Origin of the sequence: uncultured Polaribacter sp., assembly GCF_947501385.1 — a bacterium.
GTDB lineage: Bacteria > Bacteroidota > Bacteroidia > Flavobacteriales > Flavobacteriaceae > Polaribacter.
On the sequence record NZ_CANMVP010000002.1, the window covers coordinates 142,490 to 162,517 of the forward strand.

The 20,028-nt window shown below is 30.6% G+C and carries 21 protein-coding genes; 12 read left to right on the forward strand and 9 right to left on the reverse strand.

Annotation, left to right across the window (positions count from 1 at the left end; genetic code table 11):
• The first annotated feature begins 32 nt into the window (after positions 1–32).
• On the forward strand, positions 33–935 hold the full coding sequence (locus Q0998_RS02120; protein ID WP_299665564.1) for a lytic transglycosylase domain-containing protein: 903 nt from the start codon (positions 33–35) through the stop codon (positions 933–935).
• Here the strand turns inward: Q0998_RS02120 and Q0998_RS02125 are convergent, their stop codons facing one another.
• The 7 genes from Q0998_RS02125 to Q0998_RS02155 all read right to left on the reverse strand — a co-directional run bounded on the left by Q0998_RS02125 (position 936) and on the right by Q0998_RS02155 (position 6,852).
• Positions 936–1,133, reverse strand: coding sequence for a YwbE family protein (locus Q0998_RS02125; RefSeq protein WP_366943588.1), 198 nt, complete (start codon positions 1,131–1,133; stop codon positions 936–938).
• A gap of 84 nt (positions 1,134–1,217) precedes the next feature.
• Positions 1,218–1,409: a cold-shock protein gene (locus tag Q0998_RS02130; RefSeq protein WP_218771141.1), complete on the reverse strand. Its 192-nt coding sequence runs from the start codon at positions 1,407–1,409 to the stop codon at positions 1,218–1,220.
• A gap of 326 nt (positions 1,410–1,735) precedes the next feature.
• The gene (locus Q0998_RS02135; RefSeq protein ID WP_036821181.1) at positions 1,736–1,927 is read right to left on the reverse strand and encodes a cold shock domain-containing protein; all 192 of its coding nucleotides are present in this window, start codon (positions 1,925–1,927) and stop codon (positions 1,736–1,738) included.
• A gap of 116 nt (positions 1,928–2,043) precedes the next feature.
• On the reverse strand, positions 2,044–2,985 hold the full coding sequence (locus Q0998_RS02140; RefSeq protein WP_299665571.1) for a nitronate monooxygenase: 942 nt from the start codon (positions 2,983–2,985) through the stop codon (positions 2,044–2,046).
• Positions 2,985–4,655, reverse strand: coding sequence for a S8 family serine peptidase (locus Q0998_RS02145; RefSeq protein ID WP_299665573.1), 1,671 nt, complete (start codon positions 4,653–4,655; stop codon positions 2,985–2,987). The genes Q0998_RS02140 and Q0998_RS02145 overlap by 1 nt, the downstream gene beginning before the upstream one ends.
• A 52-nt stretch (positions 4,656–4,707) precedes the next feature.
• Positions 4,708–5,895, reverse strand: a complete 1,188-nt coding sequence (mnmA, locus tag Q0998_RS02150; RefSeq protein WP_299665575.1) for a tRNA 2-thiouridine(34) synthase MnmA — start codon at positions 5,893–5,895, stop codon at positions 4,708–4,710.
• 240 nt (positions 5,896–6,135) lie between these two features.
• Complete coding sequence (locus Q0998_RS02155) at positions 6,136–6,852, reverse strand: toxin-antitoxin system YwqK family antitoxin (protein WP_299665577.1); 717 nt, start codon at positions 6,850–6,852, stop codon at positions 6,136–6,138.
• 79 nt (positions 6,853–6,931) lie between these two features.
• Here Q0998_RS02155 and Q0998_RS02160 point away from each other — a divergent pair, with 79 nt between their 5' ends.
• From Q0998_RS02160 to Q0998_RS02190, 7 genes are all read left to right on the forward strand, one after another.
• Positions 6,932–7,474, forward strand: a complete 543-nt coding sequence (locus Q0998_RS02160) for an adenylosuccinate lyase (RefSeq protein ID WP_299665580.1) — start codon at positions 6,932–6,934, stop codon at positions 7,472–7,474.
• A gap of 54 nt (positions 7,475–7,528) precedes the next feature.
• Positions 7,529–8,872 (forward strand): adenylosuccinate lyase, encoded by a 1,344-nt coding sequence (purB, locus tag Q0998_RS02165; protein WP_299665583.1) that lies wholly within the window; start codon positions 7,529–7,531, stop codon positions 8,870–8,872.
• A gap of 44 nt (positions 8,873–8,916) precedes the next feature.
• Positions 8,917–9,363 carry a hypothetical protein gene (locus Q0998_RS02170; protein WP_299665586.1) on the forward strand — a complete coding sequence of 149 codons (447 nt, stop codon included), beginning with the start codon at positions 8,917–8,919 and terminating at the stop codon, positions 9,361–9,363.
• 1 nt (position 9,364) lies between these two features.
• Positions 9,365–10,138 (forward strand): TerC family protein, encoded by a 774-nt coding sequence (locus Q0998_RS02175; RefSeq protein ID WP_299665589.1) that lies wholly within the window; start codon positions 9,365–9,367, stop codon positions 10,136–10,138.
• 348 nt (positions 10,139–10,486) lie between these two features.
• Positions 10,487–12,889 (forward strand): TonB-dependent receptor, encoded by a 2,403-nt coding sequence (locus Q0998_RS02180; protein WP_299665591.1) that lies wholly within the window; start codon positions 10,487–10,489, stop codon positions 12,887–12,889.
• Positions 12,890–12,905: 16 nt separating this feature from the next.
• Positions 12,906–13,469, forward strand: a complete 564-nt coding sequence (locus Q0998_RS02185; protein WP_299665593.1) for a type 1 periplasmic binding fold superfamily protein — start codon at positions 12,906–12,908, stop codon at positions 13,467–13,469.
• A gap of 153 nt (positions 13,470–13,622) precedes the next feature.
• Positions 13,623–14,387 carry a CDP-alcohol phosphatidyltransferase family protein gene (locus tag Q0998_RS02190; RefSeq protein ID WP_299665595.1) on the forward strand — a complete coding sequence of 255 codons (765 nt, stop codon included), beginning with the start codon at positions 13,623–13,625 and terminating at the stop codon, positions 14,385–14,387.
• On the opposite strand, the gene Q0998_RS02195 is transcribed toward Q0998_RS02190, so the two are convergent.
• Positions 14,384–15,691, reverse strand: coding sequence for an MFS transporter (locus tag Q0998_RS02195; protein WP_299665598.1), 1,308 nt, complete (start codon positions 15,689–15,691; stop codon positions 14,384–14,386). The genes Q0998_RS02190 and Q0998_RS02195 overlap by 4 nt on opposite strands.
• 68 nt (positions 15,692–15,759) lie before the next feature.
• Complete coding sequence (locus Q0998_RS02200; RefSeq protein WP_299665601.1) at positions 15,760–16,584, reverse strand: M48 family metallopeptidase; 825 nt, start codon at positions 16,582–16,584, stop codon at positions 15,760–15,762.
• Positions 16,585–16,774: 190 nt separating this feature from the next.
• On the opposite strand from Q0998_RS02200, the gene msrB reads away from it, so the two are divergent.
• The 4 genes from msrB to ffh all read left to right on the forward strand — a co-directional run bounded on the left by msrB (position 16,775) and on the right by ffh (position 19,998).
• Positions 16,775–17,257 (forward strand): peptide-methionine (R)-S-oxide reductase MsrB, encoded by a 483-nt coding sequence (gene msrB, locus Q0998_RS02205; protein WP_299665603.1) that lies wholly within the window; start codon positions 16,775–16,777, stop codon positions 17,255–17,257.
• A gap of 371 nt (positions 17,258–17,628) precedes the next feature.
• Positions 17,629–18,171: a DinB family protein gene (locus Q0998_RS02210; protein ID WP_299665606.1), complete on the forward strand. Its 543-nt coding sequence runs from the start codon at positions 17,629–17,631 to the stop codon at positions 18,169–18,171.
• The gene (locus Q0998_RS02215; RefSeq protein WP_299665609.1) at positions 18,149–18,592 is read left to right on the forward strand and encodes a hypothetical protein; all 444 of its coding nucleotides are present in this window, start codon (positions 18,149–18,151) and stop codon (positions 18,590–18,592) included. The genes Q0998_RS02210 and Q0998_RS02215 overlap by 23 nt, the downstream gene beginning before the upstream one ends.
• A 77-nt stretch (positions 18,593–18,669) precedes the next feature.
• Positions 18,670–19,998 carry a signal recognition particle protein gene (ffh, locus tag Q0998_RS02220; RefSeq protein ID WP_299665612.1) on the forward strand — a complete coding sequence of 443 codons (1,329 nt, stop codon included), beginning with the start codon at positions 18,670–18,672 and terminating at the stop codon, positions 19,996–19,998.
• The last annotated feature ends 30 nt before the right edge of the window (positions 19,999–20,028 follow it).

Below are 20,028 nucleotides of genomic sequence, written 5' to 3' on the forward strand. Positions count from 1 at the left end.
TTCATACTTTTATACTATAAAATTACAAAATTATGAAAACAAATAAACGTATTTTATTATTATTGGGGATTACCATTATTACTGCATCTTTTATAAATGCAGTAGGTACATCTAAGATAGAACCTGAAACGCAAACACATAAAACATATAAAATAAAAGCTTTAAAGCTACCTGACGGTCTTAATTTAGCAGGAGAAAGAGTTCCTGTAGAAATTAATGATGTGAAAGAAAGAATGGAAAGAGAATTGCTGGTAAATACCTATTGGCAATCTAATGGTATCTTGCTTATAAAAAGGGCTCATAAATATTTTCCAGTTTTAGAGCCTTTATTGAAGAAATACAATTTACCTGACGATTTTAAATTTTTAGCTTTGGCCGAAAGTGGTTTTACTGACGATACTTCTTCCGCTGGTGCGGCAGGTATGTGGCATTTTATGAAAAAAACGGGTAAAGAATATGGTTTAGAAATTAACGATAATGTAGATGAACGCTACCATATTGAAAAAGCTACTGAGGTTGCTGCAGCCTATTTAAAAAAAGCAAAAGAAAGCTTAGGTTCTTGGACTTTAGCTGCCGCAGCTTATAATGCAGGTAATTATGGAGTTTCTAAAAGGTTAGAAACGCAACAAGTTAATAATTATTACGATGCATTGTTACCAAATGAAACGGAACGTTATGTTTTTAGAATTTTAGCTTTAAAAGAAATCATATCTCATCCTAAAAAATATGGTTTTGTTTTTGATAAGGAAGATTTGTATACCATCAAAGAAACAAGAACTGTAAAAGTAGATACGGTTGTTTCTAATTTAGCTTTATTTGCAAAAAAATTCGGTATGAATTATAAAGAATTGAAAATTCACAATCCTTGGTTACGAGAAAATAAGCTGAATAATAAAAGTAGAAAATTGTATGAGATTAAAATTCCTGTACAATAATTATAACACGTTTTTAACTCTTCCTACAAGTCCAGATTCTAATTGTACTTTTATTCCGTAAGGATGGTTTAAAGATTTGGTAAGGATTTTACTCACCTTTCCTTCGCTTAACTCACCACTTCTTTGATGTTGTTTTTGAACAATTTCTACAAATAAACCTATTTGTATATTTTTTCTTTGTCTTCCGTCAATAACCATAATCCCTTTTAAAAGCGAAAATAAAAAAAGCCTATCAATTATTGATAGGCTTTTGGATAAAAATTAACTAGTAATAGATATATGTTATAATACTCTTACGTTTACTGCGTTTAATCCTTTTTTACCATCTTGTAAGTCAAACTCAACTTCATCGTTTTCACGAATTTCGTCAATTAATCCTGACACATGTACAAAATGTTCTTTGTTGTTTCCTTCTTCAGTAATAAATCCGAATCCTTTAGATTCATTGAAAAATTTTACGGTACCTTTATTCATTATAATAAAATTAAATATGTTGCTTGTTTAATTACTAGCAACGTTTATTGATTTGCAAAGATAATGCCAATAATTGAAAAAAGAAATAAAACTTTGATTTACTTTACATAAAATTGATGTTAGTACTGAAATGAAGAACCTCAACCCAAGCTTCTAAGGCATCCAGTAGGAATTTCTTTTTTATTTCCACACAGATGTTGCTTCGCTTCCGAAGCTTCGGAATAAAAATTGAGTTTCACTAATTTAAATACTGAAATTAAAAAAACCCTATCAATTATTGATAGGGTTTTAGATAAAAAATTAACTAGTAATAAAATAATATATAATTATATAACTCTTACGTTTACTGCGTTTAATCCTTTTCTTCCATCTTGTAAGTCAAATTCAACTTCATCGTTTTCACGAATCTCGTCAACTAATCCTGACACATGTACAAAATGTTCTTTGTTGTTTCCTTCTTCAGTGATAAATCCGAATCCTTTAGATTCATTGAAAAATTTTACGGTACCTTTATTCATTGTAATAGTATTAAATATGTTATTTGTTTAATTACAAACAACGTTTATTGAATTGCAAAGATAATGCCAATAAATTTATTTTGCAAAAAGATTCATTATTTTTTTATTTCGCCACATTATGTATTGTAGATAAGTGCTTTAACATCGTTAAATTCTTTTATAATGGCTTCTAAAACTTCCTTTGCAGGTTTTATTTTATGAATTAACCCTGCAATTTGACCTATTTCTAACTCACCTTCCACCAAATCTCCTTCAAACATTCCTTTTTTTGCGCGTGCTCTTCCTAATAATTTCTTTAATTCTTCTACCGTTGGTTTTTTTAGATACAATTCTTGTATTTCATTATAAAATTTATTTTTTACCAAACGTACAGGCGCCAATTCCTTTAATGTTACATGTGTATCACCATCTTTAACATCTAAAATGGTTTGTTTAAAATTTTCGTGTGCAGAAGATTCTTTGGTTGCTGCAAACCTACTTCCTATTTGTACACCATCTGCTCCTAATGCCATTGCTGCTAACATTCCACGTCCAGAACCAATTCCTCCCGCAGCAATTACAGGTATTTTAACTTGTTCTTTCACCATAGGAATTAAAGTAAATGTGGTCGTTTCTTCTCTTCCATTATGTCCACCAGCTTCAAAACCTTCACAAACAACTGCCGCTACACCTGCCAATTCTGCTTTTAAAGCAAATTTCACAGAACTAACTACATGCACCACTGTAATATTTTTCTCTTTTAAAAAGGAAGTCCAAGTTTTTGGATTACCGGCAGAAGTAAAAACAATCTTTACACCTTCTTCAATAATAATATCTATTATTTTTTCAATATCTGGGTATAACATTGGCACGTTTACTCCAAAAGGTTTGTCAGTTGCTTTTTTACATTTTTGGATGTGTTCTCTTAAAATTTTAGGATACATAGAGCCTGCACCAATTAAGCCCAACCCGCCAGCGTTTGAAACGGCAGAAGCCAATTTCCAACCAGAAACCCAAATCATTCCACCTTGAATAATAGGATATTTGATACCAAACAATTCTGTAATCTTATTTGTCATTAGTTCTTAATAATCTTTATAGTTTTATATTGATTTCCTTTTGAAATTCTTAAAAAATAAATGCCGTTTTCTAAAAAAGAAATATTTAGATCATCTGAAAATATTTGTTTTTGTTGAAAAACTTGTTTTCCTAAAAGATCAAATATCTGTAGTGTATAATTTTTGAAGTTACTTTGAATTCCTTCAATTTTAAAAGTTGTTGAAATTGGATTCGGGGTAATTTTTACAATTTCTAAAAGATTTTCTTCTATAGAAAGTGATGCTACATAATTGTTGAACGCAAGCTCAAAATTTGGAATTCCATAGCCAAATTGAGCCTCAGGATTGGAAAACCGATCAGCAGATTCGTAAACTGCTTTCTTTAAAAACTCATTAAAATTATGTGAGTCTTTAAAACTTTGATTTCTAGCCGATTTTAAAATAAATCCTTTATGCTGATTCAAACAAGCAATTAAACCTGCCATTATTGGTGATGAAAATGAGGTTCCGTTCGAAGAAATAATAGCCCCATTAGAATGACTAATAACTGCTGCATTCACCCCTTGTGCTAAAATTTCCGGTTTCACTCTTCCATCCGCAGTGGGACCAAAAGAACTAAAACTTGCTATATTTCCTTTGCTATCTACCGCGCCAACTGTAATTACAGAGGGTGCATCTGCAGGTGCTGTAATATATTTCCATAAATCATTACCTGAATTCCCGGCAGAATTTACAACCAAGATTCCTTTATTTGCTGCAATTTCTGCTCCTCGAGTGATAAAAGCTGTTTTTCCATCCATATCTGAGTAAGCATAGTTATAATTAGGATTGTCAAAAGTAGAATATCCTAAAGAAGTATTAATAATATCTACGCCTAAACTATCTGCTCTTTCAGCTGCTTCTACCCATAATGTTTCTTCTAAAGGAACTTCTACAGCAGCATTTTCTGTTCTAAATAAATAGAAAGATGCATTTGGTGCAGTTCCTACAAATTCATTTTCTAAATAGCCACCAATGGTTGATAGCACATTTGTACCATGATTGTTCCCTGAATAAAAATTTGTGTTTCTTTCTACAAAATCATAACCTCCAAGAATTTTTTGATGCCCTCTTAATCTTTGAAAAGCGGGTAAAACATCTACATTCGGGAAACCTGCGTCTATTACAGCAATCATTTGACCTTCGCCTGTTAAACCTTGTGCATGTAAATAATCTCCCTTGAGTATTTTTATTTGATTGCTTGTGCTGCCATAATTAAATGTACTTTGTGAAGTTTTGAATTTATTATAATGGTTTGCCTTTTTAATCGATTTATTAGCTAGATTATTAAAAGATTTATTTGCAAATTTAATCTTGTTTATAAAAGAAAGGCTAGAAAAAACTGCCTCTATATTTGTTTTTGTTCCTTGAATATGAATCGCATTCAACCATTTAGATTTCCCTAAAACAACTATATTTCCTTCATTTTTTAATTGATTGTAATAATTTTCATCAATGGGAACATCAGAAAGTTCTAAATCTATATTTTGATTATTCCTTCTATCAATCGCTCTTTGAGAAAGCATTGTTAAAGGATTTGCCAAAAAAGTAGCCGCATTTGGTTTGTCTTTTAAAAACAACCAAGCATCTTCCTGTTGTGAAAACAATGAAAAAGTAAATAATAAAGAAAAAAGTAATGTTATTTTTTTCATAAGTTTATTGTAAACGATAAAAATACCATTTTAATAAACCTAAAAAAAGTTTTTAAGAAATAACACCAGAACCTAATAACTCTTCTTTTTGATACCAAGCAACAAACTGGCCTTCTTGTATAGCAGATTGTTTGTTTTCAAATTCAACATATAATCCATTTTCAACTTTATATAGGGTCGCTTTTTCTAAACCTTGTCTGTACCGAATTCTAGCTTCCACATGCATCGATTCTCCAGAATTCAAAGTTAAATCTTCACGAATCCAATGTATTTCTTCGTTTGATACAAACAACACATTTCGATACAAGCCTTGATGATTTTTACCCTCACCTGTGTAAATTGTATTGGTTTTCACATCTGTTTCAATGACGTATAAAGCTTCTTTTGTACCACCAACATTTAGTCCCTTTCGTTGTCCTTTGGTAAAATAGTGTGCACCTTGATGTTTCCCAACGAATTTTCCGTCTTCTTCTGAATACTTAAATTTAGTTGCAAAATATTTTAATGATGCTTCCTTGTTTTCAAATTTTGGTGCGGACTTTATATATTCAGGAAAATCTGAAGGAATTTGAATGATATTCCCTTCTTTTGGTTGCAATTTTTGTTGTAAAAATTCTGGTAGACGGACTTTACCAATAAAACAAAGTCCTTGAGAATCTTTTTTATCTGCTGTAATTAAGTCGGCTTTTTTAGCAATTTCTCTAACTTCTGGTTTTGTCAATTCGCCAATAGGAAATAATGCTTTTGCTAATTGCTCTTGAGACAATTGGCATAAAAAATAAGACTGGTCTTTATTGATATCTTTCCCTGCTAATAATTTATAAACTGGTTTTCCATCAATTATTGCTGCATCTTTTCTACAATAATGACCCGTCGCAACATAGTCTGCGCCTAATTTTAGAGCAATGTCCATAAAAACATCAAACTTTATTTCACGATTACAAAGTATGTCTGGGTTTGGTGTTCTTCCTTTTTCATATTCAGCAAACATATAATCTACAATTTTGTCTTTGTATTGTTCGCTTAAATCTACCACTTGAAAAGGAATTCCTAATTTTTCTGCAACAATCATTGCATCATTACTATCTTCTAACCACGGACATTCATTAGAAATGGTTACTGAATCATCGTGCCAATTTTTCATAAAAAGCCCAATCACTTCAAAACCTTGTTCTTTTAATAAATATGCAGTAACACTAGAATCTACACCACCAGAAAGACCAACTACTACTCGTTTCATACACTATTTTTGTGGGTGCAAAGATACAAATTAGAAATGGTTTTAAAAGACGCGAATTGCACAGATTATTTATGGGTATTTCGAAGACATTCACAGAGAAATATTAGAGATTCACAGAAGATTATTAAAAAAGTTGACACAGATTCTTACGGATGCTGTGATTTAATATTATAGAGATACCTTACAGAAAAAAACTGGCTCAATTTTCCCCTTTGGGGAAATGTCTGAAAGACAATGGGCTTATTTATTCTCTTTCTTTCTAGTAAATGTTTTCTCCTTCTTTTTCTCTTGTTCTGAAGCAATTTCACCATCTAAATAAAACTCCCACTTCCCTACTCTTTTTCCGTCTTTGTAAATTCCTGTTTCTTTTAAATTTCCGTCCAATTCGAAGTATTTTGCCAATCCGTTTGGCTTGCCATCTTTGTAAGTAATTTTTTCTATTAAAACACCTTTACTAGAATATTTGCTAGAAACACCTTCTAAGAATCCGTTTTTATATTCAGCAAATTCAGTGATTTGTCCATCGGGATAATACACCAGCTGTGTACCATGAAGTGTACCGTTTTTATAATTTTCTTCTGACATTAAAATGCCATTTGGATAAAAATACTTCCAGTTGCCAACTCTTTTTCTTTTATCTAAAACACCTTCCGTTTTAATCTTTCCTTTTAATGTAAAAAACTGAACAAATACAGAATCTGATGCTTCAAAAAAAGTTTTGATAATTACGGGTTTTTCTGAAGTGGTAACATCATAAAACTTAAAGACACCAACTTCTTTTCCATTTTTAAACTGCCCTGTATAGCGAATTCTTTTATTTGGATGGTATTTTTTCCAAATTCCTGTGCGTTTTTTATTTTGATCAAATTGATTGATTTTCTGCGCATTACAATCTTCACTTGTACAATAACAAGCAAAAAAAGCAAAAAGAAAAACCAGTTTTTTTATATTTAACATCTAAAGAAAATCTTACAACAAATATACATTAATAGTGCTAGAAACGAATCGTCTTTTTTTAATAGCACAACTCGATCACATGGAAAACCCTAAAAGGGAGAACAGACAAAGCGTTGCAAATATTGTGTTAGAAAACCCAATTTTATTCAAAGAGTTGGTTGCTATTACTTTTGAAGTTGATACTAAAGTTTCTATAAAAGCTGCTTGGGTTTTAGAGTGGTTTTGCACTCACCATCATTTAGAATGGATGCTTCCACATTTAGATGAATTTTCTGAAAAGATTTCAACTTTAAAATTTGACAGTGCCATTAGACCCTGTGCAAAAATTTGTGAACATTTGGCAACTTCCTATCATGTTAAAACTACTAATGAAATTAAAGAGAACTTAACACCCCAACAAATTGATAACATTATAGCAACTGGTTTTGATTGGTTAATTACTCCACAAAAAATTGCAGTGAGAGCTTACACGATGCATACTTTATATCTTTTTGGTCTAGAGAGAGATTGGATTCATCCAGAGTTAAAACATTTGATAGAAACCAAAATAATTCATGAGAGTAAAGGCACGAAAGCACGCGGAAAACAGATTATAAATTTGATTGAAAAACATCTAAAATGACATTAATAAGTGTCTTTTAATCCTTATTTTTGTTGCTTACAACACAACAAAATAATGAACTTAACAAAATTAAATGCCATCTCTCCTATTGATGGGCGCTATAGAGGTAAAATTGAAAAATTAGCAAATTACTTTTCTGAAGAAGCTTTAATAAAATACCGCGTTCGTGTAGAAATTGAATATTTTATTGCTTTGTGCGAAATTCCTTTACCACAATTAGCAGGTTTTGATACTGATTTGTTTGATAAATTGCGTAAAATTTATGTAGATTTTACTGAAGACGATGCTCAGAAAATAAAAGACATTGAGAAAATAACCAATCATGACGTTAAAGCTGTTGAATATTTTATCAAAGAAAAATTTGACAAGCTAAACATAGATAAATACAAAGAATTTATTCATTTTGGATTAACCTCACAAGACATCAACAATACTGCAATTCCGCTTTCTATCAAAGAAGCAATGAATGATGTATATCTGCCTCATTATTTTGAAGTTTTAGAAAGATTACAAGAATTGGTTATCGAATGGAAAGACATTTCTATGTTGGCAAGAACGCATGGTCAGCCGGCTTCACCAACAAGATTAGGAAAAGAAATAGCTGTTTTTGTGGTTCGTTTAAAAGAACAATTCAACTTATTAAATGACATACCAAGTGCTGCCAAATTTGGCGGTGCAACAGGTAATTTTAATGCGCACAAAGTTGCTTATAAAGATATCGATTGGAAAGATTTTGGAAGTAATTTTATACAAGAAAAATTAGGTCTACAACACTCTTTTCCAACCACACAAATAGAACATTATGATCATTTAGCAGCGTTGTTTGATAATTTAAAACGTATCAATACCATTATTATAGATTTAGACAGAGACTTCTGGACTTATGTTTCTATGGATTATTTTAAGCAAAAAATTAAAGCTGGTGAAGTGGGCTCTTCCGCAATGCCACACAAAGTAAACCCGATTGATTTTGAAAATTCTGAAGGAAATTTAGGAATTGCAAATGCAATTTTTGAACACCTTTCAGCAAAATTACCGGTTTCTAGATTGCAACGTGATTTAACGGATAGTACCGTTTTACGTAATGTTGGTGTTCCTTTTGGTCATACAATTATTGCGTTTACATCCACTTTAAAAGGTTTGAACAAACTATTACTGAATAAAGCAAAGTTTGAACAAGATTTAGAAAATAATTGGGCTGTTGTTGCAGAAGCAATTCAGACAATTTTAAGACGTGAAGCGTATCCAAATCCTTATGAAGCGTTAAAGGGCTTAACAAGAACGAACAACAAAATCAATCAAAAATCGATTGCTAACTTTATTGATACTTTAGAAGTTTCTTCAGCAATTAAAGAAGAATTAAAAGCAATAACACCCGCAAATTATACTGGGATATAGTTGAGTTTGGAAGTTTGGAAGTTAAATATTAAAAATAAAAGGGAATGTCAATTAAAAAAAATAAAATTTTATCGAGGTTTTTCTTCATACTTCTTGCTTCATTCTTCATACTTTACGCTTGTAAATCAGAAATTGCAGACAATTCAGACAAATTTAAAAAAGGTGTTTTTGAAATTCCTGCTGGAAAAGGATATAGCAAAACAATTGTCACCAGAATAGATAGCTTACAGATTGAAGAATATGAAAAAATTACCAGTATTTCTAAAAATGGTATAACCACAGAAAAGAGAGTAAAACATATTGATACGTTATATATAAAATGGAAAAATAATTTCTTTTATTCTCTAAAAATGAAATCTCCAGAAAAAGTATTAGACAGAGATGCTATTTTTGTTCAAATCACAAAAATTACTGATGATTCTTATGAATTTTCAGCAAAAATAGGGTTTAGTAAGTTCGCAACAGATGGTACTATTTACAAAATAAAATAAAATGGAAATATTTCTACATGCAGATACTTGGGTTGCATTAATAACCTTAACTTTTTTAGAGATTATTTTAGGAATCGATAATATTATATTTATATCTATTTCCGCAAATAAATTACCCGAAAATCAAGTTAAAAAAGCCACGCTTTTAGGATTGGCTTTGGCCATGATTACAAGAATAATACTGCTATTTGGCGTCTCTTATTTAATTGCCTTAAAAGAACCATTTTTAGAAATAGATGTAGATTGGTTTAAAACGGGTTTAACAGGACAAAGTGTAATTCTATTTTTAGGAGGTTTATTTTTAATCTATAAAAGCACGAAAGAAATCCGTCAGAAAGTTGAAAGCACGAATGAAGACGAAGTATTAAAATCACCTAAAGTAATTTCTTTTTCAAGCGTAATTATTCAAATTATATTAATAGACATTGTTTTTTCTTTTGATAGTATTTTGACTGCTGTTGGTATGACCAACGGAATTGAAGGTGCTTTGACAATCATGGTAATTGCCGTAATTATTTCTATTTTAATTATGATGATTTTCTCTAAACCTATTAGTGGTTTTGTCAATAAGAACCCAACCATACAAATGTTAGCCTTGTCTTTTTTAATTTTAATAGGTTTTATGTTAATTACAGAAGGTGCACATTTATCGCATTCAGAAATATTTAACAAATCTGTTGGCGCAATTCCTAAAGGATATTTGTACTTTGCGATCGCATTTTCATTAGGCGTAGAAATGCTGAATTTAAAAATTAGAAAAAAACCAAAATTATAGCAACTTTAAAAAAACATATTGCATTTATATTTGTTTTCGTATTTCTGTCTCCAGCAGTTTTACAATCGTTGCACGCATTTGAAAATCACAACCATGCTGTCTGTAGTTCTAAAATAGAAAAGCATATTCATGAAAAAACATTAGATTGTAAATTAGATGTTATTAAAAAAACGGATAGTTTTTTTAATAACAAAAATGAAAAACAAATAATTATTAAGAATTTATATTCTATAATTATTTCACCTTATAATTTCTTATTAAATCATAAGCCTTTATCTTACCAACTTCGTGGTCCACCAGTTTTAGCATAATTTTTTATAAAATTACTACTAATTCTAAAGTATTAAAATGACAAAAAAAATCTTTTTTTGTGTATTAGTTTGTTTCTTAAGTTTAGCAAATTATGCACAGAAATGTGTCTATACGTTTAAAGGTACCGTTACAGATTATCATGATGGAACTCCAATTTTTGGTGCTGCTATATTGATAAAAAATTTAAATAAATATACCACTTCAGATTTTGAAGGAAAATTTAAAATTACAAATTTATGTAAGGGAGAATTGACTCTTATAATTTCTCATATCTCATGTGAAACAAAAGAGGTTTCAATAGATTTAAAAGATAATTTATCAAAAGATTTTTTTTTAGAACATCATATAGAATCATTAAACGAAATTAATGTAACTGCTGGTTTAAATGTAAAATCTAAAACGTTGCAAACTTCTGTTTTAAAGGTTGATAAAATTGATACATATAGTAATTTAAATTTGGGGGATGCTCTAAAAGAAATAGCTGGTGTTTCTTCAATAAATACAGGAAGCACCATTGTAAAACCAATAATAAATGGTTTGCATAGTAGCAGAGTTATTGTAATGGCAAATGGAGTTCGTTTACAAGATCAAGAATGGGGAATTGAACACGCACCAAATATTGATATTAATACAGCAGAAAAAATTACAGTTGTAAAAGGTGCCAATTCTTTAGAGTTTGGTGGTGATGCTATTGGTGGCGTAATTATTACAGAACCAAGTAAAGTAATTTTAAAAGACTCACTTTATGGTAAAACTATTGTAAGCGGACAAACTAATGGGCGTGGTTTTAGTTTTCATTCATCTATATCTAAATCAACTAAAAAAGGTTGGTATGTAAATGCGAAATCGACACTCAAAAGATTTGGCGATTTTGAAACTCCAGATTATGTTTTAACAAATACTGGTTTAAATTCTAAAGCGTTTTCAATACAAACTGGTTTAAAAAAATTTGAAAGCGGCTTTAACTTGTATTATACTTATATTCATAATGAAATAGGAATTTTAAGAGCTTCTCATTTAGGGAATATAGAAGATTTGGTAAATGCAATCAACACTCCAAAACCTTTAGTTATTAATGATTTTTCCTATGAAATAAATGCTCCAAGACAAGATATTACGCATCAATTGGTGAAAGCAGATTATTATAAGCGATTCAAAAAACTAGGTAAATTGACAATTCAATATGATTTTCAAGACAATCAACGTTTTGAGTTTGATGTTAGAATTGGTGATGACAGAAATAAACCTGCCATTGACTTGAATTTAACATCTCATTCTATAAAAACAAGTTTTGAATTTGATGCAAAGTCAGATCAAACCTACAAGGTTGGTGTTTTGGGAGCTTATCAAAATAATTTTGCAAATCCAAATACTGGTGTGCGAAGATTAATTCCAGATTTTAATAAATATGATGTTGGTATTTTTACCATTGGAAATTTTGTTTTAAATGATAAAACAACTGTAGATGTTGGTTTAAGATATGATTACAACTCATTTAATGCAAAGAAATTTTACTTAAAAAGTAGGTGGAATGAACGAAATTACGATGCAGAATTTAATGATTTAATTATTGGAGATTTTAATACGCAATGGTTGGTAAATCCAAAATTTGATTATCATAATGTATCTACTTCTGCAGGAATTTCTTATCAATTGAATGAAGAAAATGCTGTTTTGTTTAATTACGCACTATCTAATAGAGCGCCAAATCCCTCAGAATTATTTAGTGATGGTTTACACCATTCTGCGGCAAGAATAGAATTGGGAGATTTAAGAATTCAGCAGGAAACATCAAACAGATTTGCAACAAGTTATAATTTTAAAAATGATAATACTGCTGTGTTGGTTGAGCTATTTTTTAATCATATTAATAATTTTATTTATATAGAACCCAACGGAACAGAGCAAACTATTCGTGGTGCTTTTCCTGTCTGGGCATATAAAAAAACAACTGCCAATTTGTTTGGTATCGATGTAAGTTTTGAGCAGCAAATCAATAATCAATTTTTATTCAACAACAAATCTTCTTTTATAAGAGGAAAAGATCTTGATAATAATCGAGATTTGATTGATATTCCAGCTGCAAGAACCGTTAATGAAATTAGTTTTAAAAAAGAAAAATGGCATCATTTTAATGCGAATTTAGCAAGCGAATTTGTTTTTAAGCAAAACCTATTTCCTAATAATAATTTTGAAACTTATATTCCAACAACAGACACAAATGTTTTGGTAGATGTAAGTTCTACGCCAGAAAGTTATCATTTACTAAACTTTAATGCTGATGCCACTTTTAAACTTTCAAAAAAAACAAAGCTAACAATTGGCATAAACGTTACAAATATTATGAACACAAATTACAGAGAATATCTCAATAGGCTAAGATATTTTGCTGATGATTTAGGAAGAAATTATGTATTACAATTAAAATTTAATTATTAAAATAAATAACAAAATTATGAAAACAATTAAAAATTTAGCAATTATTGCAGTATTCGTATCTACTTTTATAGCTTGTTCAAATGATGATCCTGATCCTGTTGTTGAACAAGAATTAATTACAACCATAACAGCAACATTAACACCAAATGGTGGTGGTACAGTTGTTATTTTAAAAAGTGTAGATTTAGACGGTGATGGACCAAATCCGCCTGTTATAAACCCAACAAATGCAGTTTTAGCAGCAAATACCACTTATAATGGCGTTCTAAAAGTAGAAAATGAAACTGAAGATCCTGCAGAAGATGTTACCTTAGAGGTTTTAGATTTAGATGAAGAGCATCAATTCTTTTTTACGGCAACTAATAATATCGCTACAGTAACTTATGATGATATGGATGGAGACGGAAATCCTATTGGAGTTGAGTTCACTTTAGTAACTACAGCTGCTAGTTCAGGAAATTTAACAATTACGTTAAGACATGAACCTATGAAGAGTGCTACTGGCGTAAGTGAAGGAGATATTACAAATGCAGGAGGAGAAACAGATGTACAAGCAACGTTTGCAATAACGGTTCAATAAAAAACCATTTATTTTTAAAAAAAACACATAAATTAATTTTTATGTGTTTTTTTTTATATTTAACGGTCGAAATATTTACATTTGTCCATCACAAATTTTGCTGTTTTAAAGATTCTGTTAAATCGTTAAAAATGCTATTAACAGATACTTTCAATGTCTAAGTTACCTAAAAAACATCAATTTATAGACCTGTCAGATTATGGCAGACCCCTTGCAAGAATCATTGCAAACTCCCTTAAAAAAACTTCTTTTACGCCTGTAGATGTAACCATTGCTTTTGTAATTTCTGGCTGCATTGGCATATATTTTATGATTGCTGGTTATTACTGGACAGCCGCTTTTTTTCTAATTTTTAAATCTATTTTAGATGCTGCAGATGGCGAACTTGCCAGAATAAAAGAAACACCTTCTTATACAGGTAGATTTTTAGATTCGATATCAGATATTATACTAAATTTTATTATTTTTATAACACTATGGAAAATTACCGACATTCATATTTTGTATACACTATTGGCATTTTTTGGCATACAATTACAAGGAACTTTATATAATTATTACTACGTTATTCTTAGAAATAGATTTGCAGGCGATACAACTAGTAGAGTTTTTGAAGACAAAACGCCTACTGCTTTGCCTGGTGAAAAACAAAAGAATGTAAATCTATTGTTCTTTATCTACAAATTATTATACGGTCTTTTTGATGAAATAATTTATGCTTTAGATAGAAACGCGGCCGAAGGAAAGCCCTTTCCTAATTGGTTAATGTCTATGGTATCAACTTTTGGTTTAGGATTTCAATTACTAATTATAAGCATGTTATTGGTTTTAGGTTTAAAAACATTCATTATTCCTTTCTTTATAGGCTATTCTGCATTCATATTTGTTTTTGTATTGATTCGGAAAGTTTTCTATTAACGAACATGTTTCGTTTTCTTCATCTGACTGATCATTATAAATGCAGCTAAAAAGAAGATTGCTAGAGATAAAACACTAGATTGTATCGATATTATTGAATTTAAAACTCCAAACGTAACCATTCCAATAACCAAAGCAATTTTTTCTGTTACATCAAAAAAGCTAAAATAAGATGCTGTATCCTCTGTTTTTGGTAATAATTTTGAATAGGTAGATCTTGCTAAAGATTGTATTGCGCCCATTACCAAACCTATCAATCCTCCCAGAACATAGAAATACAATTCTATATTGGTTGTTTCTTTAGTTAAGTTAAAACCTATAAAACAAACGAGTCCCCATATTGCAATTGTAATTTTAAGCGTTTTTATATTTCCAATTTTATTAGACAACCTAGAAAATAAAAAGGCACCCAAAATTCCAACAAATTGAACAATTAAAATTGTGCCGATAAGGTTGAGAGTTTCTAATCCCAAAATAGTTCCAAAAATACCTGCCATCAATATAATTGTTTGGACACCAATACTCAATAAAAAAAAAGAAATTAAAAAAATCTTCAACTCTCTGTAGGCAAATAACTCTTTCGCTACTTTTTTTATTTCTTTAATACCTTTTGTAAAATAGTTGTCTTTAGGTAAAATAACTTTCTCAGAATCTGGCAATTTTGCATACGTAATTTGTGCAAATCCTAACCACCATAATCCTACCAATACAAATGATAATTGAGAACCAAATTGTTTGTCATACATACCGAAAACCTCAGTTTCTATTAAAACTAAACATAGAATCAACAATAGAATAGAGCCGAAATAACCTAACATAAATCCTTTTGCACTTGCATTATCTTGTTGTTTTGGATGCGCCACTTCAGGTAAATATGCATTATAAAAAACAATACTTCCCCAAAACCCAATGCTTGCTAGTATCGAGAAAACAATGCCTACCCAAAGTGTTTCTTTTCCTGTAAAGAAAAATAGACACATCACAGACAACGAACCTAACAAACAAAACCCTTTTAAAAATTTCTTTTTATTTCCTGAATAATCTGCAATACCAGAAAGCATAGGCGATAAAAAGGCTACTACCAAAAATGAAAAAGCCAGTGCAAAGTTGTATAACGTTGTAGGGTTCCATAGTGTTCCAAAAAAGGTAATTTTTCCTTCGGCATTTGCAAAACCTTCGGAAGCGGTTAAGCCAGCATAATAAATAGGAAAAACTGCTGTACTAATTACCAAAGAATACACAGAATTAGCCCAGTCATAAAAAGCCCAAGCGTTTATTAATTTCTTATCACCAATTTTTAACATAGAATTGTTTTAAATAAAAATGCCGTTCAAGATTTCTTGAACGGCATACAATATAGTAAAAGTTTTGTCTATTTCTTTAACATCACGTTTGCATCGCCATTAAATTTAGCAGCATACTTTCTTGCCGTTGGTAAATAAGTTCTTAAGTCTCTAATCCTAGACGCATTTGAAGGGTGAGTGCTTAAAATTTCTGGGGTAGAACTTCCACCACTTTTTTCACTCATTCTTACCCAAACCTCAGCAGCTTCTGTACCATTATAACCAGCCATAATCATAAAAACCAGACCTAATCTATCTGCTTCTTGCTCATGAGTTCTACTAAACTTTAACATTCCTAAACCAGAACCAATACCAAATGCAGTATTCCAAATTTGTTGAGATTCTTGACTTCTACCAGAAGTTCCTAAGGCAACAGCCAAACCTCCAATTTGTTGTAACTGACCTGTAGACATTCTTTCTTGACCATGTTTTGCAAATGCATGTGCTACTTCATGTCCCATTACAGCGGCTACTCCATCTTCATTCGCACAGATCGGCATAATACCCGTATAAAAAACAACTTTTCCTCCTGGCATACACCAAGCATTAACTGTCTTATCTTCAATTAGGTTAAATTCCCATTTATAAGCATTGGCTTCTTCAACCATATTATTGGCTCTCATAAATCTGTCTACAGCGGCAGAAATATTTGCACCGACACTTTTAACTTGATTTGTCATTGCTCTATTTGTAGAAAGCTTATTTTCCTCTAAAAAACCTTGGTATTGCGCAAAACTTGCTGGTAACACTTGAGAATCACTTACAAAATTTACTCTATTTCTACCTGTAATTGGCACTTTACTACATTCAGAAAAAAAGAATACAGTTAATAATAAAAAAGCTATTTTTTTCATGTTTATCGTTTTTTATAGTTTTGTTTTAATGGGAGCAATTTAAAATTTAAATATGTACTAAAAGTGCTCTATTCAATTTTTAAATGACTCTAAAGAAAATAAATATCCTTTTGATGCTTATCTTTGTTTAAGTCTTTTTGTGAAAAATCGACTCAAAGAAATATAATCCATTTTAATTAAAATAAATATAATGAATAAAGTAATTTACTTTTTGGCAATTCTATTTTTAATAAGTTGTTCAGGAAATGCTCAAAACGATAAAAAGGAAAATAAAAAATATAAGATTTCTAAAACAGCTGCGGAATGGAAAAAAGAATTGACCGCAGAACAATACCATGTTTTAAGAGCATCTGGAACAGAAAGACCTTTTACCAGCCCTTTAAATAAAAATGACAAACCTGGCACGTATGTTTGTGCTGCTTGTCAAACGCCCTTATATGAATCTGAACATAAATTTGATTCTGGAACAGGATGGCCTTCTTTTGATAGAGCTATAAAAAGAAATGTAGCATTAGATGTAGATTATAAAATTGGGTACGCAAGAACGGAACTCAAATGCACTACTTGTGGTGGTCATTTAGGGCATTCTTTTGATGATGGACCACAAGAAACAACAGGAAAACGTCATTGTATAAATGGGGTAGCTTTAGAATTTATTCCAAAGAAAGATTAATTATTTTTAAAATATTTTAAATGAGAGCTGATACATTCAGCTCCTTTTAATGATGTAAGGTGAATCTCAATCATAATTGGGCTCGTGTTAATTCCAGCCTTATTTCTTATAGCTTGAGACTGGGATTCTTTAAAAGTCTAATCAAAAAAAAACCTACCTAATTATAAAAAAGGAGGCTAAAAAATGATGTTTTTTGAGTGTATTTAGGCCCGTTTCTTTTTTACTTTTACAATAAATTCTTAATAGCGGACTCAAAAATATTCTTCGTTTTTTTAAGCTTATTTACAATTGGAATTGTTGGATTAATTATTGGTTTTAAAAAAAGGAAAAACTATTAAATTTACTTACATTTATGATTCAATCTATTAGTAATGAAGAAAGAAGCTATTGCCGATTTATTAGAATTAAAACATCAAAAATTATTTGATTGGTTAGAAAAGCAGCCAAAAGAAATTTGGGAAAAAGGGCCTGTTGGAAAATGGACGACTGGTCAACAAATTCAGCATTTAGTAGATAGTTTACAACTATTAAATAACGCGTTAAGCTACCCTCGATTTTTCCTTAAATATAAATTCGGCTTATGCAATAGAGCAACTAGAGATTATGACACGGTAGCCAAAAACTACCAACAAAAATTAAAAGACAATACCGAAAAAGCAAAATTATTCAATCAAAAATTGAAAAAACCCATTCAAAAAGAAAGAGAAAGATTATTGAATAGACTGCAAATTCAAAATAAAAAATTGCAATATAAAATTAAAAAAGTTAGTGATTTAAATTTAGATACTCTAGTAATTCCTCATCCTTTAATGGGTAAAATGACCATTAGAGAAATTATAATGTGGACAGCGCATCACACAGAGCATCACACAAAAATTTTAATAAAAAATTATGGTGAAGAAAATTATTGCTAAACCACATCTTTTTTTCTTTGGTTTGGTACCCATATTTATTTTGATAGCTTTTTTAAGCGGAGATGAAACTATAGACATCAATATACATGCGACATACTTTATAATTACAAATTATCATTTATACTTATTCTCTGCCGTTTTTTTCGCAATGATTGGCATCAATTATTTTTCATTGGATTGGACAGAAAAACCTCCAAATAAGTGGTTGACAAGTATTCATATTTTATTACAACTAATAGCTCTTTTTTTGTTGCTGACAAAGCATCTCTGGAATTGGATTGGAAACCAATCTTATGAAGGAATTCAAATGATCAACGATAACTCGAATATAGTTATTTTCTTTTCTATTCTTATTTTTTTTCTCTCAGTTTTCTTTCACCTAATTAATTTTTTTACAAGTTTATTTTTAAAGAAATTATAAACTAAAAAACAAGACGAGAACTTTATAAAAATTGTGGTTATTTCCTATATTTGTGTTTCCAAAAAAAGACACAAATTATGTTTAATAATTTAAGCGATAAATTAGATAAAGCCTTACACACCTTAAAAGGGCACGGTAAAATTACAGAAGTAAATGTTGCAGAAACTTTAAAAGAAGTTAGAAGAGCTTTGCTAGATGCCGATGTGAACTTTAAAATTGCCAAAGAATTCACTAAAAAAGTTCAAACCGAAGCTTTAGGACAAGATGTATTAACTACGTTAAATCCTGGGCAATTAATGGTAAAGTTGGTTAAAGATGAACTAACTCAATTAATGGGTGGCGAAACTGTTGGTGTTAATTTAGGAGGTTCACCAACCATTATTTTAATGTCTGGTTTACAAGGTTCTGGTAAAACTACTTTTTCTGGAAAATTAGCAAACTTCTTAAAAACTAAAAAAGCAAAAGAAGTACTTTTAGTAGGCTGTGATGTTTACAGACCCGCTGCCATTAATCAATTACAAGTTGTAGGGGAACAAATTGGTGTTGAAGTGTATGCTGAAGTTGGTAATAATAATCCTGTAGAAATTTCTAAAAATGCCATCGCTCATGCAAAAGCAAACGGAAAAAATGTGGTGATTATTGATACCGCAGGTCGTTTGGCTGTAGATGAAGAAATGATGAATGAAATTTCTAACATTCATAAAGCCATTCAACCACAAGAAACCTTGTTTGTAGTAGATGCTATGACTGGGCAAGATGCTGTAAATACTGCCAAAGCATTTAATGATATCTTAAATTTTGATGGAGTTGTTCTTACCAAATTAGATGGTGATACCCGTGGTGGAGCAGCACTTTCCATAAAATCTGTAGTAGATAAACCCATAAAATTTATTGGTACAGGTGAAAAAATGGATGCTATTGATGTCTTTCATCCAGATAGAATGGCAGACAGGATTCTTGGAATGGGAGATGTTATTTCTCTTGTTGAAAGAGCCCAAGATCAATATGACGAGGAAGAAGCTAGAAAATTGCAGAAAAAGATTGCTAAAAATCAGTTTGGTTTTGATGATTTCTTAAATCAGATTCAGCAAATCAAGAAGATGGGAAGCATGAAAGATTTGATGGGTATGATTCCTGGAGCTGGAAAAGCCTTAAAAGATGTAGATATTGATGATGATGCTTTTAAAGGAATCGAATCAATTATACATTCAATGACGCCTTCTGAAAGAAGCACACCCACAAGTATCAATGCCAGCAGAAAAAAGAGAATTGCAAAAGGTTCTGGAACTACCATACAAGAAGTAAATCAGTTAATGAAGCAATTCAATCAGATGAGCAAAATGATGAAGATGATGCAAGGCGGTGGAGGCAAAAAGATGATGCAAATGATGAAAGGAATGCAATAATTTAAAAGAAAGATAAACTGATATGTTTAT

Excerpts from the sequence above, each read along its gene's own strand:
- Q0998_RS02120 (WP_299665564.1), top strand. The coding sequence starts at position 33 with ATGAAAACAAATAAACGTATTTTATTATTATTGGGGATTACCATTATT.
- Q0998_RS02125 (WP_366943588.1), bottom strand. The coding sequence starts at position 1,133 with ATGGTTATTGACGGAAGACAAAGAAAAAATATACAAATAGGTTTATTT.
- Q0998_RS02130 (WP_218771141.1), bottom strand. The coding sequence starts at position 1,409 with ATGAATAAAGGTACCGTAAAATTTTTCAATGAATCTAAAGGATTCGGA.
- Q0998_RS02135 (WP_036821181.1), bottom strand. The coding sequence starts at position 1,927 with ATGAATAAAGGTACCGTAAAATTTTTCAATGAATCTAAAGGATTCGGA.
- Q0998_RS02140 (WP_299665571.1), bottom strand. The coding sequence starts at position 2,985 with ATGACAAATAAGATTACAGAATTGTTTGGTATCAAATATCCTATTATT.
- Q0998_RS02145 (WP_299665573.1), bottom strand. The coding sequence starts at position 4,655 with ATGAAAAAAATAACATTACTTTTTTCTTTATTATTTACTTTTTCATTG.
- mnmA (WP_299665575.1), bottom strand. The coding sequence starts at position 5,895 with ATGAAACGAGTAGTAGTTGGTCTTTCTGGTGGTGTAGATTCTAGTGTT.
- Q0998_RS02155 (WP_299665577.1), bottom strand. The coding sequence starts at position 6,852 with ATGTTAAATATAAAAAAACTGGTTTTTCTTTTTGCTTTTTTTGCTTGT.
- Q0998_RS02160 (WP_299665580.1), top strand. The coding sequence starts at position 6,932 with ATGGAAAACCCTAAAAGGGAGAACAGACAAAGCGTTGCAAATATTGTG.
- purB (WP_299665583.1), top strand. The coding sequence starts at position 7,529 with ATGAACTTAACAAAATTAAATGCCATCTCTCCTATTGATGGGCGCTAT.
- Q0998_RS02170 (WP_299665586.1), top strand. The coding sequence starts at position 8,917 with ATGTCAATTAAAAAAAATAAAATTTTATCGAGGTTTTTCTTCATACTT.
- Q0998_RS02175 (WP_299665589.1), top strand. The coding sequence starts at position 9,365 with ATGGAAATATTTCTACATGCAGATACTTGGGTTGCATTAATAACCTTA.
- Q0998_RS02180 (WP_299665591.1), top strand. The coding sequence starts at position 10,487 with ATGACAAAAAAAATCTTTTTTTGTGTATTAGTTTGTTTCTTAAGTTTA.
- Q0998_RS02185 (WP_299665593.1), top strand. The coding sequence starts at position 12,906 with ATGAAAACAATTAAAAATTTAGCAATTATTGCAGTATTCGTATCTACT.
- Q0998_RS02190 (WP_299665595.1), top strand. The coding sequence starts at position 13,623 with ATGTCTAAGTTACCTAAAAAACATCAATTTATAGACCTGTCAGATTAT.
- Q0998_RS02195 (WP_299665598.1), bottom strand. The coding sequence starts at position 15,691 with ATGTTAAAAATTGGTGATAAGAAATTAATAAACGCTTGGGCTTTTTAT.
- Q0998_RS02200 (WP_299665601.1), bottom strand. The coding sequence starts at position 16,584 with ATGAAAAAAATAGCTTTTTTATTATTAACTGTATTCTTTTTTTCTGAA.
- msrB (WP_299665603.1), top strand. The coding sequence starts at position 16,775 with ATGAATAAAGTAATTTACTTTTTGGCAATTCTATTTTTAATAAGTTGT.
- Q0998_RS02210 (WP_299665606.1), top strand. The coding sequence starts at position 17,629 with ATGAAGAAAGAAGCTATTGCCGATTTATTAGAATTAAAACATCAAAAA.
- Q0998_RS02215 (WP_299665609.1), top strand. The coding sequence starts at position 18,149 with ATGGTGAAGAAAATTATTGCTAAACCACATCTTTTTTTCTTTGGTTTG.
- ffh (WP_299665612.1), top strand. The coding sequence starts at position 18,670 with ATGTTTAATAATTTAAGCGATAAATTAGATAAAGCCTTACACACCTTA.